This window comes from Nocardia arizonensis, assembly GCF_001310275.1.
In the GTDB taxonomy this organism is placed as follows: domain Bacteria; phylum Actinomycetota; class Actinomycetes; order Mycobacteriales; family Mycobacteriaceae; genus Nocardia; species Nocardia arizonensis.
In genome coordinates, this window is sequence record NZ_LGYZ01000067.1 from 12580 (window position 1) to 29391 (window position 16812).

18 protein-coding genes are annotated in these 16812 nt (G+C 68.5%); 9 read left to right on the plus strand and 9 right to left on the minus strand.

All coding sequences use genetic code 11. The annotated features are described in order from the left end of the window. The first annotated feature begins 248 nt into the window (after positions 1-248). Genes APZ21_RS12440 through APZ21_RS35090 form a run of 3 tightly spaced genes read left to right on the plus strand, consistent with a single transcriptional unit; the run spans position 249 to position 2829 of the window. The gene (locus tag APZ21_RS12440; protein ID WP_054813445.1) at positions 249-1040 is read left to right on the plus strand and encodes a nucleotidyltransferase domain-containing protein; all 792 of its coding nucleotides are present in this window, start codon (positions 249-251) and stop codon (positions 1038-1040) included. Then, positions 1037-1714, plus strand: coding sequence for a metallophosphoesterase (locus APZ21_RS12445; protein ID WP_054813446.1), 678 nt, complete (start codon positions 1037-1039; stop codon positions 1712-1714). The genes APZ21_RS12440 and APZ21_RS12445 overlap by 4 nt, the downstream gene beginning before the upstream one ends. 2 nt (positions 1715-1716) lie before the next feature. Further along, positions 1717-2829: a PD-(D/E)XK nuclease domain-containing protein gene (locus APZ21_RS35090; RefSeq protein WP_054813447.1), complete on the plus strand. Its 1113-nt coding sequence runs from the start codon at positions 1717-1719 to the stop codon at positions 2827-2829. Between the two features lie 121 nt (positions 2830-2950). Here APZ21_RS35090 and APZ21_RS12455 read toward each other — a convergent pair whose 3' ends face one another. Together APZ21_RS12455 and APZ21_RS12460 are read right to left on the minus strand one after the other, a co-directional pair. Beyond that, positions 2951-3154 (minus strand): cold-shock protein, encoded by a 204-nt coding sequence (locus APZ21_RS12455; RefSeq protein ID WP_039828343.1) that lies wholly within the window; start codon positions 3152-3154, stop codon positions 2951-2953. A gap of 142 nt (positions 3155-3296) precedes the next feature. Further along, positions 3297-3974 (minus strand): MBL fold metallo-hydrolase, encoded by a 678-nt coding sequence (locus APZ21_RS12460; RefSeq protein WP_054813448.1) that lies wholly within the window; start codon positions 3972-3974, stop codon positions 3297-3299. A gap of 50 nt (positions 3975-4024) precedes the next feature. On the opposite strand from APZ21_RS12460, the gene APZ21_RS12465 reads away from it, so the two are divergent. After that, a complete protein-coding gene (locus APZ21_RS12465) occupies positions 4025-6001 on the plus strand; it encodes a TPM domain-containing protein (RefSeq protein ID WP_054813449.1) in 1977 nt (658 codons plus the stop codon). On the opposite strand, the gene APZ21_RS12470 is transcribed toward APZ21_RS12465, so the two are convergent. Beyond that, a complete protein-coding gene (locus APZ21_RS12470) occupies positions 5950-7440 on the minus strand; it encodes a molybdopterin-dependent oxidoreductase (protein ID WP_054813450.1) in 1491 nt (496 codons plus the stop codon). The two genes, APZ21_RS12465 and APZ21_RS12470, sit on opposite strands and share 52 nt — an antisense overlap. Before the next feature lie 104 nt (positions 7441-7544). Beyond that, a complete protein-coding gene (locus tag APZ21_RS12475; protein ID WP_082393045.1) occupies positions 7545-8903 on the minus strand; it encodes a phthiocerol/phthiodiolone dimycocerosyl transferase family protein in 1359 nt (452 codons plus the stop codon). Between APZ21_RS12475 and APZ21_RS12480 the strand changes: the two genes are divergently transcribed. Beyond that, complete coding sequence (locus APZ21_RS12480; RefSeq protein ID WP_054813451.1) at positions 8902-9510, plus strand: TenA family protein; 609 nt, start codon at positions 8902-8904, stop codon at positions 9508-9510. The genes APZ21_RS12475 and APZ21_RS12480 overlap by 2 nt on opposite strands. An 11-nt stretch (positions 9511-9521) precedes the next feature. Here APZ21_RS12480 and APZ21_RS12485 read toward each other — a convergent pair whose 3' ends face one another. After that, positions 9522-10922: a glycine--tRNA ligase gene (locus APZ21_RS12485; protein WP_174553618.1), complete on the minus strand. Its 1401-nt coding sequence runs from the start codon at positions 10920-10922 to the stop codon at positions 9522-9524. Positions 10923-11099: 177 nt separating this feature from the next. Between APZ21_RS12485 and APZ21_RS12490 the strand changes: the two genes are divergently transcribed. From APZ21_RS12490 to APZ21_RS12500, 3 genes are all read left to right on the plus strand, one after another. Next, positions 11100-11450 carry an ArsR/SmtB family transcription factor gene (locus tag APZ21_RS12490; protein ID WP_054813452.1) on the plus strand — a complete coding sequence of 117 codons (351 nt, stop codon included), beginning with the start codon at positions 11100-11102 and terminating at the stop codon, positions 11448-11450. 3 nt (positions 11451-11453) lie between these two features. Further along, entirely contained in the window at positions 11454-11891 is a 438-nt protein-coding gene (locus APZ21_RS12495) for a Fur family transcriptional regulator (RefSeq protein WP_054813453.1), read from the plus strand. 84 nt (positions 11892-11975) lie between these two features. Next, positions 11976-12941 (plus strand): hypothetical protein, encoded by a 966-nt coding sequence (locus APZ21_RS12500; protein WP_054813454.1) that lies wholly within the window; start codon positions 11976-11978, stop codon positions 12939-12941. Between the two features lie 59 nt (positions 12942-13000). On the opposite strand, the gene APZ21_RS12505 is transcribed toward APZ21_RS12500, so the two are convergent. Then, positions 13001-13984 carry a hypothetical protein gene (locus tag APZ21_RS12505; protein WP_054813455.1) on the minus strand — a complete coding sequence of 328 codons (984 nt, stop codon included), beginning with the start codon at positions 13982-13984 and terminating at the stop codon, positions 13001-13003. Positions 13985-14085: 101 nt separating this feature from the next. Here APZ21_RS12505 and APZ21_RS12510 point away from each other — a divergent pair, with 101 nt between their 5' ends. After that, a complete protein-coding gene (locus tag APZ21_RS12510) occupies positions 14086-14700 on the plus strand; it encodes a TetR/AcrR family transcriptional regulator (protein ID WP_054813456.1) in 615 nt (204 codons plus the stop codon). 7 nt (positions 14701-14707) lie between these two features. Here APZ21_RS12510 and APZ21_RS12515 read toward each other — a convergent pair whose 3' ends face one another. The 3 genes from APZ21_RS12515 to recO are packed head-to-tail and all read right to left on the minus strand — an operon-like array spanning position 14708 to position 16768. After that, entirely contained in the window at positions 14708-15124 is a 417-nt protein-coding gene (locus APZ21_RS12515; RefSeq protein WP_156371037.1) for a YbjN domain-containing protein, read from the minus strand. Between the two features lie 14 nt (positions 15125-15138). Then, positions 15139-15969, minus strand: a complete 831-nt coding sequence (locus tag APZ21_RS12520; RefSeq protein ID WP_239476596.1) for an isoprenyl transferase — start codon at positions 15967-15969, stop codon at positions 15139-15141. A gap of 49 nt (positions 15970-16018) precedes the next feature. Further along, a complete protein-coding gene (gene recO / locus APZ21_RS12525; protein WP_054813457.1) occupies positions 16019-16768 on the minus strand; it encodes a DNA repair protein RecO in 750 nt (249 codons plus the stop codon). Positions 16769-16812: the final 44 nt, after the last annotated feature.

The following is a 16812-nucleotide window of genomic DNA, read 5'->3' on the forward strand; positions in this document are numbered from 1 at the left end:
CGCTCGAGCAGTGCGGCCCCCGGCCGCGCGGGCGGAAACGGGCAGGTCCGAACGGACACTCGGCCGACGCGGGCGCCGGCACCGACCCGCGTGAGCAGATGTCGATATATCGGCGATTTGTCCGTGGGCGGGGTAGCCGAATCGGCACGATGCTGCGGTGTGGCTGTCTCGATACGGCACGCCGCGGGCGAAGATGGGATCGTCACACAGACCGGCTCACGGCGCCTCGGAGAGGTAACCTTTCCTCCATGACGGCGCGACCTCTGTCCACCCTCGATGGACTCGCGACCGGCGTTGGGCTCGAGTCCTCGCTGCTGTCGGAGGTCGAGTCCGCGATCCGCGGCGTCGCGCTGGCGTTGATGCTCTACGGGAGTCAGGCGCGGGGATCGGCCGACCCCGACTCCGATGTCGATGTCCTGCAAGTGGTTCCGCAGAATCCCGGTTCGTACAAGGCGGGCCGGGTCTCGGTCACCGCGTACACGCCCAACCACCTGCACCAGATGGCCGCCAAGGGCAGCTTGTTCATCCTGCACCTGCGCACCGAGGGCATTCGCCTGACCGACCCGCACGGTGTGCTGACGAGGGCGCTCGATGCCTATCGTCCCCCCGCCGGGTACCAGCGCCTCGTGGACGAACTCACCGCCGCGGCGGGGGCGCTGGTCGTGGACCGGGATCAATTTCGCGAACACTTCCGATCGTTGGGTCGCCTCGGCATCTACCTGCTCCGCTCCTACCTCTACATGACGACCATCGAGGCGGGCGCCCCGGATTTCGACGTCGACGTGGCCGCCGCGCGCTACGGCGGCGAACTGCTGCGGGTGGTGCGGCTGCGGCGCGCGGAGGAACTGTCCTACGCGGACGCGCTGGCGATCCGGGCACAGGTGATCGCACTGTTCGAGGTCCGCCCGCACGGCAAGACGTTGGCGGGGCTCGCCGTCGACCTCGCCCGCACCGATCCGCAGGCGTCCATGCTCATCGCACAGGCAATGACCGACGTGGGTTCGATGAACTACACCGCTACCGCCCTGCCGCCCCGGTGAGGTCGTCGCCGGTCGCCTTCGTGGGCGACGTGCACGGCATGGACGTGGCCGTGGACCCGGTGCTCGAGGAATTCTGCGGTAAACGGCATCTGGTCTTCCTGGGGGACTACGTCAACCGGGGGCCGAATTCTCGTGCGGTGGTGCAGAAATTGCTCGACGCGCAGCGAAATTTCCCCGATCATCTGACTATGCTGCGCGGCAATCACGATCAGGCCGTCCTCGACTTCCTGCGCGGCGGCGACCTGTCGACCTTCATCGCGCTCGGCGGGCTCTCCACCGTGGCGTCATACACCTCGGTCGCGGGCGACGATATCCGCGGCGACTTCGAACGCGCGATTCCGGAAAGCCACGTGGCCTTCCTCGAAGGACTTTCGGACTATTTCGAACGCGACGACATCTTCGCCTCGCACTGCGGACCCAATCCAGCCGACCCCACCTCTCGCACCCGTGGCGACGTGGCGCTGGGGTCGCATCCCGCGCTGTTCGCCGAGCACGGCGCGGACGTCATCGGCAAGCCGATCGTCTGCGGGCACTACGTCCAGCGCGGCGGCAGGGCCTATGTCGGCGCCCGGCTCGCGGCCCTCGACACCGGGCACGGCTCACTGCCCGACGCACCGCTGACCGTGCTGTTGTGGCCGGAACGCACGATCCGAACCTATGGGGTGCGCACGTGAGCATGGCGTCGGAGATCCGCATTCAGATGCTCAGACAGGCATTGGACCGCGCCGAATCGATCATGGCCGTCCACTACGCGTCCGGGAATCTGTACAAGGCCAAGGACAGTCCGGTCCCGGTGACCTGTATCAGCGTGACGATCCTCTCCGACGGCAGCACCCGCGCATTCAGTCTCGCCGATATGAAGGGCGAGAGCGTCGAGGAACGCGAAACCGCGCTGCTGCGTGGATTCTTCGATTTCCTCGACGACTACCAGGACGCCAAATTGGTGCACTGGAACATGGACAAGGCCGATTACGGTTTCGACGCCCTCGTGCACCGCTACCGCTGGCTGACCGGTGGCGAACCGCCCTACAGCCCGTCGCCGGATCGGCTGTTCGATCTTGACCAGATGCTGTCGGAGACCTACGGCGACGGATATGTCCCGCATCCGAAGCTCACCAACCTCGCCGCGCTGAACAAGATCCTCCCCCGCTACTGGATTCCCGGCAAGGAAGAGGCCGAGAAATCGGAGAGCGGTGATTACGCCGCCATTCAGCGCTCCTCCTCGGAGAAGTCCCGGGCGATCGGGCAACTGTTCCGGGAATTCGCCTCCGGCAGTCTGGTCACCGAGAACTCCGCGGGCGCCGTGGAATTCGCGGGCGCGCAGATCGACGCGGTGAAGATCGTCCTCGAGATCGCCAACCGCATGCTCTACGTCGAGCGCAGCCTGTGTCGCCGCCACGACAAGCGCGAAACTCTCAGGGTGAAGGACGAATACGATGTCCAGGACCTGCTGCGGTCGCTGCTCGTACTGTTCTTCGACGATGTCCGCGAGGAGAACTGGGTGCCCGACTACGCGGGCGGTTCGGCCCGCATAGATTTCACCCTCCCCGATTTCGGCACGGCGGTCGAGGTCAAGAAGAGCAGGCCGACGCTCAATGCCCGCAAGGTGGGTGAGGAATTGATCGTCGACCGCGACAAATACGCCAAACACCCGGATATCAGCCACCTGGTGTGCATCGTCATCGATCACGAGGGTCAGTTGGGCAATCCTCGCGGACTCGAGAAGGACCTCAGTCGCGAGGCGACCGCCGAGGGCATAGCCGTGACGGTCCGCATCGTCGACCGATAGCCGCGGACTTCACCACCCGCGCGTTCCTCGAACGCGGTAGTGCTCGACCCGACGGATCGTCACTGAGCACAGACAGCAAGAAACCCGCGCGGATCGCGCGGGTTTCCGTTCTCGTCGGCTCCTAGATGGCGCGGACGTCTTGGGCCTGCGGGCCCTTCTGGCCTTGGCCGATCTCGAACTCGACACGCTGGCCCTCATCGAGGGACTTGAAGCCGGAGCCGGAAATCTGCGAGTAGTGGACGAACACATCGGGGCCGCCCGCGTCCTGGGCGATGAATCCGAAGCCCTTTTCGCCGTTGAACCACTTCACACTGCCTTGCGACATACTTTTATTTACTTCCTGTTGCGAGCCGGGCGATCACTGCAACAACCCGTGCCCATCACCAAGCATGCCACACCCGGACGGACAGACCGCGCAGCCGGTCGACGATGATCGGGGTTTCCGCCGCAACCCGGGGCAGCCACCGTCACCATCCGCGGCTCTGCCACTCCCCCAGCTGCGGGCGCTCGGCGCCCAGGGTGGTGTCGTCACCATGGCCCGGGTACACGATGGTGTCGTCGCCGTATCGGTCGAAGATTTTGCTGGTCACGCCGGCGAACAGGGCGTTGAAGTCCTGCGGATTCGTTGTCCGCCCGAGACCCCCGGGGAACAGGGAATCACCGGTGAACAGGTGGGTGCGGCCGGATTCGTCGGTGAGGGCGAGGGCCACCGAACCGGGGGTGTGGCCGGTGAGGTGGATGATGTGGAAGGTGAGGTCGCCGATCTCGACGGTATCGCCTTCGGCGAGGAGGCGGTCGGGGACGACGGGCAACGGGGGTGCGTCGAGTTCGTGGGCGGCGGTGGGGGCGCCGGTGTCGGCCTGGGTTTCCTTCAGCGCGAACCAGTGGTCGGCATGCTGGTGGGTGGTGACGATCAGGCGGATCTTGCCGGGGAACTCCTGGGCGACGAGTTCGGCGATGCGGTCGGCTTCGTTGGCGGCGTCGATGAGCAGGGCCGCGCCGGTGGCGGCGTCCTGAACGAGATAGCAGTTGTTGTCCATCCGGCCCACCGACATCTTGACGATGCGGGCTCCGGGGATGTCGCGCTGCTGCGGATTCGATCCGGGGGACACGTGGCCGGTGTAGGGGCGCTCGATCGTGATCACACTTCGATGCTAACCACGGACCGAGCCTGATCCGGGATTAGATTCATGGCATGCCGCTGACGCCGTCGCACCATGCCCGCCGATGCGCGCGAGTGATCCTCGTCGTGCTCTCGGCCGCCCTACTCGTCGGCGGACCGCCCGCGGCGGCGGAGGCGCCGACGCGCCTGGACACCTATGTCGTGGACAAGGCGACCGCGCTGCAAGCGGGGCAGGTCGACCGGGTGCGTTCGGCGGTGGATCAACTCTATGCCGATCAGCGGACGCGGCTGTGGATCGTCTACGTCCACGATTTCGGCGGCCTCGATCCGCAGACCTGGGCGGCGCGCACCGCGGATCAGTCGCTGTTCGGGCCGCGGGATCTGCTGCTCGCGGTGGGGACGAACGCGACCGAGTATGCCTTCTACGGTGACCTGCCCGCGGGTGTCAGCGACGGCGAGCTGGACGATCTGCTCGCCGGACGGGTCGAGCCCGCCCTGCGCGAGACGCGGTGGGCCGATGCCGCGATCGCGACGGCGGACGGGCTGAATTCGGCCATGCGCGGCGGCGGTGCGGATATACGGACACTGGTGATCCTCGGCGTGGTGGTGATCGTCGCGGTCGGCGGACTCGTGCTGTTCACGCGCAAGCGCCGCCGTGACCGGGCGCGCGCGGAATTGGCGGCGGCGCGAAATCTCGACCCGGACAACAGCACCGCGCTCGCGGCGCTGCCGCTGGAGGCATTGCAGTCGCGCTCGCGCGAGATGCTGGTCGAGATCGACAATGCCATCAGGACAAGTGCCGAGGAGTTGGACCTGGCGACCGGTGAGTTCGGCGTGACCGCGACCGCGCCCTTCACCGCGGCGCTGGACGCGGCGAAATCCGCCGCCACCGAGGCTTTCCGTATCCGCCAGCGGCTCGACGACGATATCGCGGAGACTCCGGACGAACAGCGCGCCCTGCTGGTGGAATTGATCGGGGTGGCCGGTCACGCCGATCGGGAACTCGACGCGCGGGTGGCCGAATTCGACGAGATGCGCAATCTGCTCATCGACGCGCCGAACCGATTGGACGCGCTCACGCGGGATCTGGTCGAACTCACCGGGCGGCTGCCGGGCTCGGAGGCCGAATCGGCGCGGCTGAACTCGACGTATCCGGCCAGTGTGCTGGCACCCGTGCACGACAACGTGGAGATGGCCAAGCAGCGTATCTCGTTCGCGGAGCAGAATATCGACGCGGGCCGGGCGGCGGTGTCGCTGCCGGTCGGGCGGCAGGGCGGCGCGGTGGCGGCGATCCGGGCGGCCGAGGCCGCGGTGGGGCAGGCCCGTACGCTGCTGGACGCGGTGGACCACGCGGCCACCGACATCCAGCAGGCCGGGGACGGGCTGCCCAGGGTGCTCGAGGAGTTGCGCAAGGACATCGCCGCCGCGTCCGAACTGTCCGAATACGGCGGCGCGGAACTCGGCGCGGCGCGGGCGGCGGCCCAGAGTGCGCTGGACGCGGCCACGGCAGCCGCCGCGACCAATCCGCTGGGTTCCTATCACGACGCGGTCGCCGCCGACGGCGAGCTGGATCGCGCCATCGCCGCGGCCACCGACCGCAGACTGGCCGCCGAGGATCTGCGCCGCCGACTCGATCAGGCGCTCACCGACGCCCGGTCACGGGTCGGCGCGGCCACCGACTTCATCACCACCCGCCGCGGCGGCGTAGAGGCCGACGCGCGCACCCGCCTGTCCGAGGCGCAGCGCAATCTCGATGCGGCCCAACAGCTTCACGACGGCGACCCGGCGCAGGCGCTGGCACACGCGCGGTCGGCGGCCGACCTCGCCGGGCGCGCGCTCCAGGAGGCGCAGGCGGGGGTGCGCGCCTTCGAGGCGAGCCGACCGCAGTCGGGATCGGTGCGGGCCGGTGCGGTCCTCGGCGGCATCCTGATCGACGGACTGCTGCGGGGTGCGGCGAATCAGGGACGCCCCGGATCGAGCGGTTATCGCGCGGGCGGTTACGGGGGGTCGAGCGGTTCGCGGCGGGTCAGCCGCGGCGGCCGATTCTGAATTGACCCTGACACCGTTACGGTGACCGTGTGGTAGCCCGACGGACCCGCCGGATAGGGCGGCCTGCGGTCACCGTCCTGGATCTGCCCCGTCCCGGCGACGGCGCGCACCCGGACCTCGTGTGCGCCGGGCGGCAGTGTCATGGTGACGCGCCAGCGCCGCCACGCGGCCGGGGCGAGTTCGGCGGCGAGTTCGGCCGGTCGCCAATCCCCCTGTCCCACCGAGACTTCCACCGCGGCCACGCCGTGCGGCGGGGCCCAGGCGACCCCGGTGAGGACGGTGGCGTCGCGGCCGGGCCTTGCGGAGTCGATGCGGGCGTGCGGGCGCACCCACAGCGGGTCGGACGTCCAGCCCCGACGCCACCAGTAGTCGGTGTGGCTGTCGTCGGTGAGTTGGAGTTCGGTCAGCCACTTGACGCCGGTGTACTGGCCGTAGAGACCCGGTACGAAGACACGGGCCGGGAAGCCGTGTGCGGGGTCGAGCGGTTTGCCGTTCATGCCGACGACGAGGTAGCCCGCCAGCTCACCGGAGCGCAGCGGGGCCACCGGCAGCGAGATGGTGTAGCCGTCGACGGCGCGGGTGACCAGGCGGGTCGCACCGTTTTCCGGGATGGCGTGGCGCAGCAGCGCGGCGAGCGGGACACCGAACCAGCGGGCATTGCCGACCCTGCCCTCGCCCGCGCGATTGTGCACGCACACCATGACGGCGTCGAATTCGACGGCGTCGGCGATCAACTCGGCCAGCGTCAAGCGCAGCGGATGGGCGACCATGCCGGTGACCGACAGCCGCCACCGCCCCGGATCGATGCGCGGCGGGCGCGGATTCACGTCGGCGACGTAGAACCGGTGTTCGGAGGTGATGAGCGCGGACAGTCCGGGTTGGCCCTCGAATCCGTCCTCGGGGGCGAGACCGAGCGCGCCGACCGGACCGAGCCTGCGAATGGCTTCGGCGTGTCGGCGGTCGTGGCCGCGTTGCGCGGTCCGGGCCGCCGCCAGCAGACCCGTGGCGGCGGCGGCCCAGGTCAGGGTGCCGAGCAGGGCCCGCGGGCGCGCTCGGGCGCCCGCGGCCACGACAGCGGCGGCGACGAGCGCACCCGCGGCCGTGGCGGGTGCGCGATGCGAGGGCCGCAGCGCCAGCGCCGCCGCCGCGATACCGGCCGCCCCGATGACCGGACCGCGCACCCGCGACGGCAGCGTCCCGAGTGCCGCCGCGAGCGCCACCGCGCCGGCACCGGCGGCGGCGCGGCTGACGGTCTTGTCGTGCCGTCCGGTCAGCGCGACGGTGGTCTCGACGACCGAGATCGGCGCGGTATCGATCATCCCCCTCGCGATGGTGTCGATCAGCGAGCCGCCGCCGACGGCGGCCACCGCCTCGGCCGCCCCCACCGCCGCGGCGCCGATCGCCGCGGCGCCGTCGAGCCGGTTCCCGTACGTTCGCACCGATCCATCCCGCCTTCGTCTCGATCGTTGTCCGTCGTGCACCGACGTTATCGGCAACGAGCCCATCGGACACGGCCGATATCCGGCGCGATGGATCGAATTCGTCAATTCCCCTTGGTTGTTCGCCGATCGCCGACGGACTCGGCGGCCAGCGTGTGTAGTTGTTTCGCCACCGCGTCCGGTAGCCGCGCCCCCGCCTCACCGCCGCCGAGTACGCCGACGGTGAGGCGATCCGCGCTGGTGTAGACGAGGAAGGTCACCGCGGCCGAGGCGCCCGCCGAGGGGCGGGGATGGGCGGAGAGGTAGACGATCTCGTAGTCGGACAGTTCCAGTCCGTCCGGGGAGCGGAAGATCGGCACCCGGCCGGTATTGGTTATCGCGATATGGCCCGCCAGCGAGTAGACGCGCCGCGGTCCGAAGTAGTCCGGGAAGTGCAGCACCGACTGCGCGATGAGTCCCGAGGCGAGATCGTCGCGCAGGTGCTCGGCGACGCGCGCGCCGAGTTCGGCGAATCCGGTCGCCGGGTCGATGCGCGCCGAGAAGCCGGTCAGGCCGGCCATATTCGTGCCCGCCGCGGCCGCAACGGGCGGTGTCGACCGGGCGCGCAGGTCGACCGGGTAGACGCAGTTCACCCGCAGCGGCTCGCCCGGCGCGCGCTCGGCGGCCCACGCGCGCAGCAACGCCGCGGTCACCAAACCGTTGACCCCGATCCCCGAGGTGCGTCCCAGATCGACTACGCGCGAGGTGGTTTCGACGTCGAGCACGGTTCGCGCCGGATGGGCCAGTGCGGGCGGCACAGGGTGCGGCGGATCGGGCGGCACGATCCGCTCGTTGGCTTCGAGTGGTCGGTGCACCCGTTCCAGACCGGACAGCGGCCCGCGCGCGACCCCGCATTCGGCGGCATACCACTCCAGCGACCGCGGATAGTCGTGCGGCACCACCGATACATCGCCGGTTTCGACGTAATCGGTGTAGTACGACCACAATCGGGTGAACAACTCCACGCAGTGCCCGGCATCGGCGACGGCGTGGTGGACGAACAGCGTCACCCGGGCGATTCCGGCGACGGCGGGCGTCACGTCCAGATAGGCCAGTCGGTCCCGGGGATCGATCGCCGCGCCCGGAATCCGCACCGAGCCGGGATCGCCCGGCGCCACCCACGTTCGCACCGGCTCGCCCGACGGGCGCAGCAGATGACCGTTTCCGTCGGCGTCCTCGCCTATTCGGCAGACCAGTACCGGATAGGCGCGTGTCAGCGCCGCGAAGGCCGCGTCGAGTGCCGCCGTATCGAGGCCACCGCACACCCGCACCGAGCGACCCGTATAGGTCGCGTGCCGCACGAAACGCTGTTCCGAGGGCATGAGAATCCGCACCACATCACCGTTGTCCCACCACACCACCCGCACAGCGTGCGCCCCCACCGGATGCGGCGCAATTCGGTGGGTGGGCCAGACTGCACGCATGAGTCTCGCGGCACATCTGGAACAACTCGGACGCCCACTGGTGGACCGGCAGCTGGCCCATCCGACGGTAGCGGGCATCGCCTCGGGCGAGCTGCCCGAGCCGGTCTTCCGGTCCTGGCTGGAACAGGACTACCTGTTCCTGCTCGACTACGTCCGAGTCTTCAGCCGTCTCGCCTGGCAGGCGCCCGCCGCACACCTGGGCGACCTCGTCGACCTGGCGCACACGACCTTCCACGACGAACTCGCACTGCACCGTGAACTGGCCGCCGAATTCGGCGCGGACCTCACCGGCGCGGCCAAGGGTCGTCCGTGCGCGGAGTACACCGCGTTCCTGCTGGACTCGGCCGCCGATTACGCCGACGGCCTGGCCGCGCTGTATCCGTGCATGTGGGGATATTCGACGCTGGGCGCGATCCTGGCCGAGAACCCGCCCGCCGATCACCGGTACCGGCGTTGGATCGACACCTACGCCGATCCCGGATTCGCCGCGCTCACTCGCCGCTGCGCCCAGATGCTCGACGAGGCGGCGAGCGATACGGCACGCGCGCGACGGCACTTCCTGGAGGGAATGCGGCACGAATACGCGTTCTGGGACGTGCCGCTCTGAACAGCCCGCGCTCAGGCGCCGATCAGATGCTGGGCCAGGTAGCTCTCGACCCGGTCCAGCGCGATTCGCTCCTGTGCCATGGTGTCGCGCTCGCGAATGGTCACGGCCTGATCCTCGAGGGTGTCGAAGTCGACCGTGATGCAGAACGGTGTGCCGATCTCGTCCTGGCGGCGGTAGCGACGGCCGATATTGCCCGCGTCGTCGAATTCGACATTCCAGCTCCGGCGCAGCACCGCGGCCAGATCCTTGGCCTTGGGCGTCAGGTCGGCATTGCGCGAGAGCGGCAGCACGGCCGCCTTCACCGGCGCGAGCCTGCGGTCGAGGCGAAGCACCGTGCGAATGTCGACCCCGCCCTTGGTGTTCGGGGCCTCGTCCTCGGCGTAGGAGTCGACCAGGAAGGCCATGAGCGAACGGGTCAGCCCGGCGGCCGGTTCGATGACGTAGGGGATATAGCGCTCGTTGGTGGTCTGGTCGAAGAAGCTGAGTTCGGTGCCGGAATGCTGCGAATGCGTCTTCAGGTCGTAGTCGGTGCGATTGGCGACGCCCTCGAGCTCACCCCATTCGCCGCCCTGGAAGCGGAAGCGGTACTCGATATCGGTGGTGCCCGCCGAGTAGTGCGACAACTTCTCCTCGGGGTGCTCGTAGAGGCGTAGGTTGTCCGGGTCGATGCCGAGGTCGGTGTACCAGGCGAACCTGGTCTCGATCCAGTACTTGTGCCATTCGGCGTCCTCGCCCGGCTTGACGAAGTATTCCATCTCCATCTGCTCGAATTCACGGGTGCGGAAGATGAAGTTGCCGGGGGTGATCTCGTTGCGGAAACTCTTGCCGATCTGGGCGATGCCGAACGGTGGCTTCTTGCGCGCGGTGGTCATCACGTTGGCGAAGTTCACGAAGATGCCCTGGGCGGTCTCAGGACGCAGGTAGTGCAGGCCCTCCTCGTCGTCCACCGGGCCGAGGAAGGTCTTGAGCAGGCCCGAGAAGTTCTTGGGCTCGGTCCACTTGCCGGGCTGACCGGTCTCGGGATCGTTGATATCGGCCAGGCCGTTGGCGGGCGGGTGGCCGTGCTTCTCCTCGTACGCCTCGAGCAGGTGGTCGGCGCGGTAGCGCTTGTGCGTGTGCAGCGATTCGACCAGCGGATCGGTGAAGGTCGCGACGTGACCCGATGCCTCCCACACCTGACGCGGCAGGATCACCGAGGAATCGAGGCCGACCACGTCCTCGCGGCTGGTGACCATCGAGCGCCACCACTGCTTCTTGATGTTCTCCTTGAGTTCGACACCGAGCGGACCGTAGTCCCACGCCGATTTGGTGCCTCCGTAGATCTCACCGCACGGGTACACCAGACCCCGGCGCTTGGCGAGGTTGGCAACGGTGTCCACCTTCGACTTGGGTGCCACGCGAGAATTCTCCATCCACTGCGAGTCGGAATCCGTCTCCATACGGAGACACGAATGCCTCCAGAGTATCGGCACCCGTCGAGCGGTTTTCCACCGCGGCCCACTGCGCGCCGCGCGGGACGCGGACGCCTATTTGACATGCGCACCCATGCATATCAAAATGGATTCGCTTTCCATTAAGGAGTTGGTTCGATGACAGCCGAAGCCGCCACCGCCCATTCGCACAACCCGTACCGCTCCCCCGGCCCCGCGCCGGTGCCGACGCGCGCGGTGCTCGAGGACGCCGGTGAGCTGCTACGCGCCCTCGCCGCCCCGGTGCGCATCGCCATCGTGCTGCAACTGCGCGAGTCGCCGCGCTGCGTGCACGAGCTGGTCGACGCCCTCGGCGTGACCCAGCCACTGGTGAGCCAGCATCTGCGCATCCTGAAGTCCGCGGGCGTCGTGCACGGCGAGCGATCCGGCCGCGAGGTGCTCTACGAACTCGTCGACGACCATTTGGCGCATATCGTCGTAGACGCCGTCGCGCACGCCGAGGAAGGGTGATCCGTGCCTGACAAGACGCTGGATTCGCACAGGTCCGTTGGAGTCCGCAGTACCAGACAGCGCAGCGCCATCGCGGCGCTGCTCGACGACATCGAGGAGTTCCGCTCCGCGCAGGAACTACACGACGAATTGCGCCGCCGCGGTGAGGGAATCGGCCTGACCACGGTCTACCGCACCCTCCAGTCGCTGGCCGACGCCGGGATGGTCGACGTGCTCCGCACTGATTCCGGCGAGTCGGTGTACAGGCAGTGCTCCAACGGCCATCACCATCACCTGGTGTGCCGTCACTGCGGGCGCACCGTCGAGGTCGAGGGGCCCACCGTCGAGGCGTGGGCGGAAACCATTGCGGGCGAACACGGTTTCACCGAGGTGAGCCACACCATGGAGATCTTCGGCAGCTGCCGCGCGTGTACCGCGACACACGCGACGCGCAACGACTGACGATCATCGGTTAACAACGGGCCCAACAGCGCGAATTCACTGGGGAATCGATCCACAATGGAGATTCCACACCAGGGAGGAAGCGTGCGTACAACACTGCGCAGCGCACGGGGATATCGGGCCGCCCGTGTCGCGGCCATCGCACTGGCGAGCGCCTCGTTACTGCTCATATCCGCTTGCCAGGACGACGATACCGGCGTGCCCTCGACGACCTCCGTGGTCGCGGCGCCGCAGGGCAACGCGCCCGGCGGCGCGTCGGGCGGGGAGGGCACGGGTCGCTCCGTGATCCGCACCGTCGGCAAAACCGGCTGGTACGAGGGCTTCGACATCACCGTCGACAAGGCCACCGTGGTGCCCGACGAATACGGCGGCGGCAAGATCCTGATCGACATCACCTACAAGAACACCACCGGCGCGAGCCTCATGCCCAGCAACAACTCCCATTTGGAAGTGGGCAAAGAGGTCGACGGCGGTGCGGGATTCGACAGCCCGACCGTCCCGGGCAAGAGTTCGGCCACCGGCAAGGTCACCACCTCGGTGCAGTCGCTCAAGGACGCCGACCATCTCCTCGACACCATGACCGTGGTCTACGGCGAGACCTCCGACAACCAGACCAGGATTCCGCTGGCCGCCGCCGCCCGGGTCGAGAGCGTCCAGCCGCGGTCGCTGCCGATCAACGGAACGCTCACCCAGGATCAGACCACCGTCCGAATCACCGCCGGATCGCTGAATCCCAGCTACACCAAGAACGAACGCGGTAAGGACGAGCTGAAACTGCACGTCGCGTTCGTGGGTGGCTCGGGCGTTCCCGACGGCGGGACGAATATTTATTACCAGTACTTCTCCGTGCGCACCCCGGACGGACAGACGTTGGTCGCCGATTTCCGCGGCACCATCAACGAATTGCTGCACAAGAACGAAACCATCGACAAGGCCGACAATTTCGTGGTCTTCGTGGTGCCCTCCCCGACGAAGGGCACGTACGTGGTGAGCTACGACAGCACCAATGGCGCGGGCAACGCGCCGACCTTCTCCTTCACCGTTCAGTGAACTGACGACGACGGCCGGTCCACCGCGCGGGGATGGACCGGCCGTTGCCGTTCACCGGATCAGGCGGCGGGAACCGGTTCGGCGGTCGCGCGAGCCGGACTCGCGGTGGTCCCGGCCGAGCGCTCGCGCAGTACGCCGAAGGTCAGCAGCACCGCGGCCACCGCGACCCAGCCGGTCAGCACCGTGAGCGGTTTCGCCGCGCCCACGCCATCGAAGAACGCGACCGAGCGCATGAGCGAGGCCGCCGCGCCCGGCGGCAGATACTGGCCGATCGCGCCCCACGGCCGCGGCAGCAGTTCGGGCGCGGAGGTCGCGGCCGAGAACGGATTGCCGACGAGCAGCATCGTCAGCGCCGCGATACCGATTCCGGGACGGCCGAGGACAGCGGCCAGACCGGCGACAGCACCCGCCACCGCGACCGACACCAGGCCCGCGACCGCCGCCAGCACGAGATACGAGCCGGGCACCACCGACATCCACCCCTGGACGACGGCCATGCTGAGCAGTCCGCCGACCACACCGAAGGTCACGAGTCCGATCCCGCGGCCCGCGACCGTCGGAACCACCAGACTCAGCAGCACACCCGCGGCGATACCCGACATCACCAGCGGTAGCACCATCGCGCCGAACGCCATGCCGCGCGGATCGTCGGAATCGGCGGCCACCACGTCCTCGACCGCCGCCGCGGGCGTACCGGACAGTACTTGCGCCATGCCGGTGAGCTGCTGGGCCACCGCGGGACTCGCGCCCGAGGCGACCAGCACCCGCGGCGCGCCCTGTCCGGTGAGCACCGCGCCGTACACCTTCCGGTCGATGACGGCGCCGCGGGCGGCGTTCTCGTCGGCGACGGTACTGATCTCGAAGGCGCCGGGCAGCATTCCGTTCAGCCGGGCCTCGACCGCGCTCGCCTGCGGCCCGGCGACGGCGAGCGGCAGATCGCGCGGAGCGATATTGGCAGCGGGCCAGGCGAACGCGATGAGCATGATGGCCTGGAGCAGGGCGGCGCCGATGCCGACGGCGAACGACCGCTGGGTGGAGTTCATGACCTCTCCCGAAAATCGAATGTTCGTTCTTTTTCGTTGCCCTCACGGTCGCACGGAGCGTTCGAACTTGTCAAGAACGGATATTCGTTTTATTTTTGGTCATGCCCCGAGTCAGCGAAGAACATCTGGAACGCCGCCGACGTCAGATCCTGGACGCGGCGCGACTGTGCTTCGCGCGCAAAGGTTTCCACGAAACCTCGATGCAGGACGTCTTCGCCGAATCCGGCATGTCCGCGGGCGCGGTGTACCGCTATTTCAAGAGCAAGGACGACATCATCGCCGCATTGGCGACCAGGACGATGGTCGAGGTGCGCACGGTCATGGTCGAGGCGGTGCGCGGCGAGACCCTGCCCACCCCGGCCGAACTCATCTCCCTGCTCGCCACCACCATCGTGGCGCGCAGCGGTGCGGACGGGCCCGTTCGGCTGGCGCCGCAGGCATGGGCGCTTGCGCTGGTGAATCCGGCGGCCACCGGTTACGTCCGCGAGGCCATTCTCTCGCTGCGCGAGGTCTGGCACGAATACGCCGAACGGATGCTCGCGGCGGGCTGGCTGCCCGAGGGCGCCGACACCCACGCGGTATCGGTCGCGCTCATCGGCCTGCTGCCAGGATTCATTCTCCAACACCTCATCATCGGTGACACCACACCGGAAACCCTGGCACTCGGCGTGCGCACCCTGCTCCCCTACGGCGAACAGCTCGCGCCGACGACGTGAGAGCCACTCAGGACGGGGCGAGCAGCCCGGTGCGGGCACGGCCCGCACCGGAGAGCACCAGCAGCAACATGGTGGCCAGCGCCTGATCGTCCAGCCCCGCGGCCGGGAAGGTGTAGCGCATGATCACGTCGGCGAGTTTGCCGTGGCCGATCACGGTGAGCGATCCGAATTGCAGGGCATTGTTGCGTTCGGCGACTCGCTTGTGCAGTTGCGCCTTCAACGGACGATCCCAGGCCAGGACACAAGTGAGGGTGAGCACGTCCAGACCGGGCGCCAGATTCACCGCGCGCAGCGAGCACAGCGCACCCTCGTACTCGAAGCCGATCGACCCATCGGAATCGACGCGCACGTCCACGTCGTAGAGGGACAGACACGCGCCCGCGCGCGCCTGGAGCTCCTGCTCCGGGGTGACCGCTGCGTCCATATCCGTGCCGCCGTTCACTTCGTGCCGCCGAAGCGGCGGTCACGCGCAGCGTACTGGAGACAGGCTTCCCACAGGTTGCGTCGATCGAAATCGGGAAACAGCGTCTCCTGGAACACGTATTCGGCATACGCCGACTGCCAGATGAGGAAATTGGAACTGCGGAATTCCCCGGACGGCCGCAGGAACAGATCCACATCCGGCATATCGGGCTCGTCCAGATACGCCGCGACCGTGGCCTCGTTCACCCGTTCGGGATCGATCTCCCCCGCCGCCACCCGGCGCGCGATCTCCCGTGCCGCGTCGGCGATCTCGGCGCGACCACCGTAGTTGACGCACATGGTGAGGGTCATGACCGTGTTGTCCTTGGTCAGTTCCTCGGCGATCTCGAGTTCCTTGATCACACTGCGCCACAGCCGCGGACGCCGCCCGGCCCAGCGCACCCGCACGCCCATCTCGTGCATCTCGTCGCGGCGGCGGCGGATCACGTCACGGTTGAAGCCCATGAGGAAGCGCACCTCGTCGGGACTGCGCCGCCAGTTCTCGGTGGAGAAGGCGTAGGCCGACAGCCACTTCACCCCGACCTCGATACAGCCCTCGACGGTGTCCATGAGCACGGCCTCGCCGCGTTCGTGGCCCGCGGTGCGCGGCAGACCGCGCTCCTGCGCCCAGCGGCCGTTGCCGTCCATGACCAGCGCGACGTGATTCGGCACGAACTCCAGCGGAATGGCAGGCGGGCGCGCGCCCGACGGATGCGGTGACGGCGGACGGATCGTTCGCCCGGCGTCGGAGCCGCTCTCGTTCGGCGTTGTCGTAGTGGAGTCACGGCGCAGGATCACGGGCTCCATCCTGCCTGATGCGCCATGGTCGACGAGCACGCCACCCGGCCCGTTCGCGCTAGCGCGCCGCGGACGCGCCGGAGCGCTCGACCAGCGGCAGGGTGCGCAGTTGCCGCTCCAGATGCCATTGCAGATGCGCGGCCACCAGCCCGCCGGCCTGTCTGCGCACCGCCTCGGGCACCGTGGCGACGTAATCCCACCTGCCCTCGAGCAGTGCGACGAGCAGGTCGAGCACGCCCGGAGCCGGGGTGGCGGCGCCGGGCGGGCGGCAGTGCACGCACACCGCGCCGCCCGCGGCCACGTGGAAGGCACGGTGCGGACCCGGGGTCGCGCATTTGGCGCATTCGTCCAGAGCCGGGGCCCAGCCCGCGAAACCCATGGCGCGCAACAGGTACGCGTCCAGGATCAGTTCGTGCGGACGCTGTTTGGCGGCGATCGCGCGCAGGGCGCTCGCGGTGAGCGCGTGCAGTTTCGGGGCGGGGGCGCGCTCCTCGCCCGCCAGCCTCTCGGCGGTCTCGAGCACCGCGCAGGCGGTCGTGTAGCGGCCGTAGTCATCGATGATGTCGGCGGCGAACGCCTCCATCGTGTGCACCTGGGTGATCACGTCGAGGCTGCGACCGGGATGCAACTGCACGTCGACGTAGGCGAAGGGTTCGAGCCGGGCCCCGAAACGCGATTTGGTGCGCCGCACCCCCTTGGCCACCGCGCGCACCAGGCCGTATCGGCGCGTCAGCAGGGTGACGATGCGGTCGGCCTCGCCCAGCTTGTGCTGGCGCACGACCACGGCCTCGTCCCGATACAAACGCACGGCCCCATCCTCCCACGCGGGCGCGACAGCGGGCGGTGCGGCAC

Excerpts from the sequence above, each read along its gene's own strand:
- APZ21_RS12440 (WP_054813445.1), top strand. The coding sequence starts at position 249 with ATGACGGCGCGACCTCTGTCCACCCTCGATGGACTCGCGACCGGCGTT.
- APZ21_RS35090 (WP_054813447.1), top strand. The coding sequence starts at position 1,717 with ATGGCGTCGGAGATCCGCATTCAGATGCTCAGACAGGCATTGGACCGC.
- APZ21_RS12455 (WP_039828343.1), bottom strand. The coding sequence starts at position 3,154 with ATGTCGCAAGGCAGTGTGAAGTGGTTCAACGGCGAAAAGGGCTTCGGA.
- APZ21_RS12465 (WP_054813449.1), top strand. The coding sequence starts at position 4,025 with ATGCCGCTGACGCCGTCGCACCATGCCCGCCGATGCGCGCGAGTGATC.
- APZ21_RS12480 (WP_054813451.1), top strand. The coding sequence starts at position 8,902 with ATGAGTCTCGCGGCACATCTGGAACAACTCGGACGCCCACTGGTGGAC.
- APZ21_RS12475 (WP_082393045.1), bottom strand. The coding sequence starts at position 8,903 with ATGCGTGCAGTCTGGCCCACCCACCGAATTGCGCCGCATCCGGTGGGG.
- APZ21_RS12485 (WP_174553618.1), bottom strand. The coding sequence starts at position 10,922 with ATGGAGAATTCTCGCGTGGCACCCAAGTCGAAGGTGGACACCGTTGCC.
- APZ21_RS12490 (WP_054813452.1), top strand. The coding sequence starts at position 11,100 with ATGACAGCCGAAGCCGCCACCGCCCATTCGCACAACCCGTACCGCTCC.
- APZ21_RS12505 (WP_054813455.1), bottom strand. The coding sequence starts at position 13,984 with ATGAACTCCACCCAGCGGTCGTTCGCCGTCGGCATCGGCGCCGCCCTG.
- APZ21_RS12510 (WP_054813456.1), top strand. The coding sequence starts at position 14,086 with ATGCCCCGAGTCAGCGAAGAACATCTGGAACGCCGCCGACGTCAGATC.
- APZ21_RS12515 (WP_156371037.1), bottom strand. The coding sequence starts at position 15,124 with ATGGACGCAGCGGTCACCCCGGAGCAGGAGCTCCAGGCGCGCGCGGGC.
- APZ21_RS12520 (WP_239476596.1), bottom strand. The coding sequence starts at position 15,969 with ATGGAGCCCGTGATCCTGCGCCGTGACTCCACTACGACAACGCCGAAC.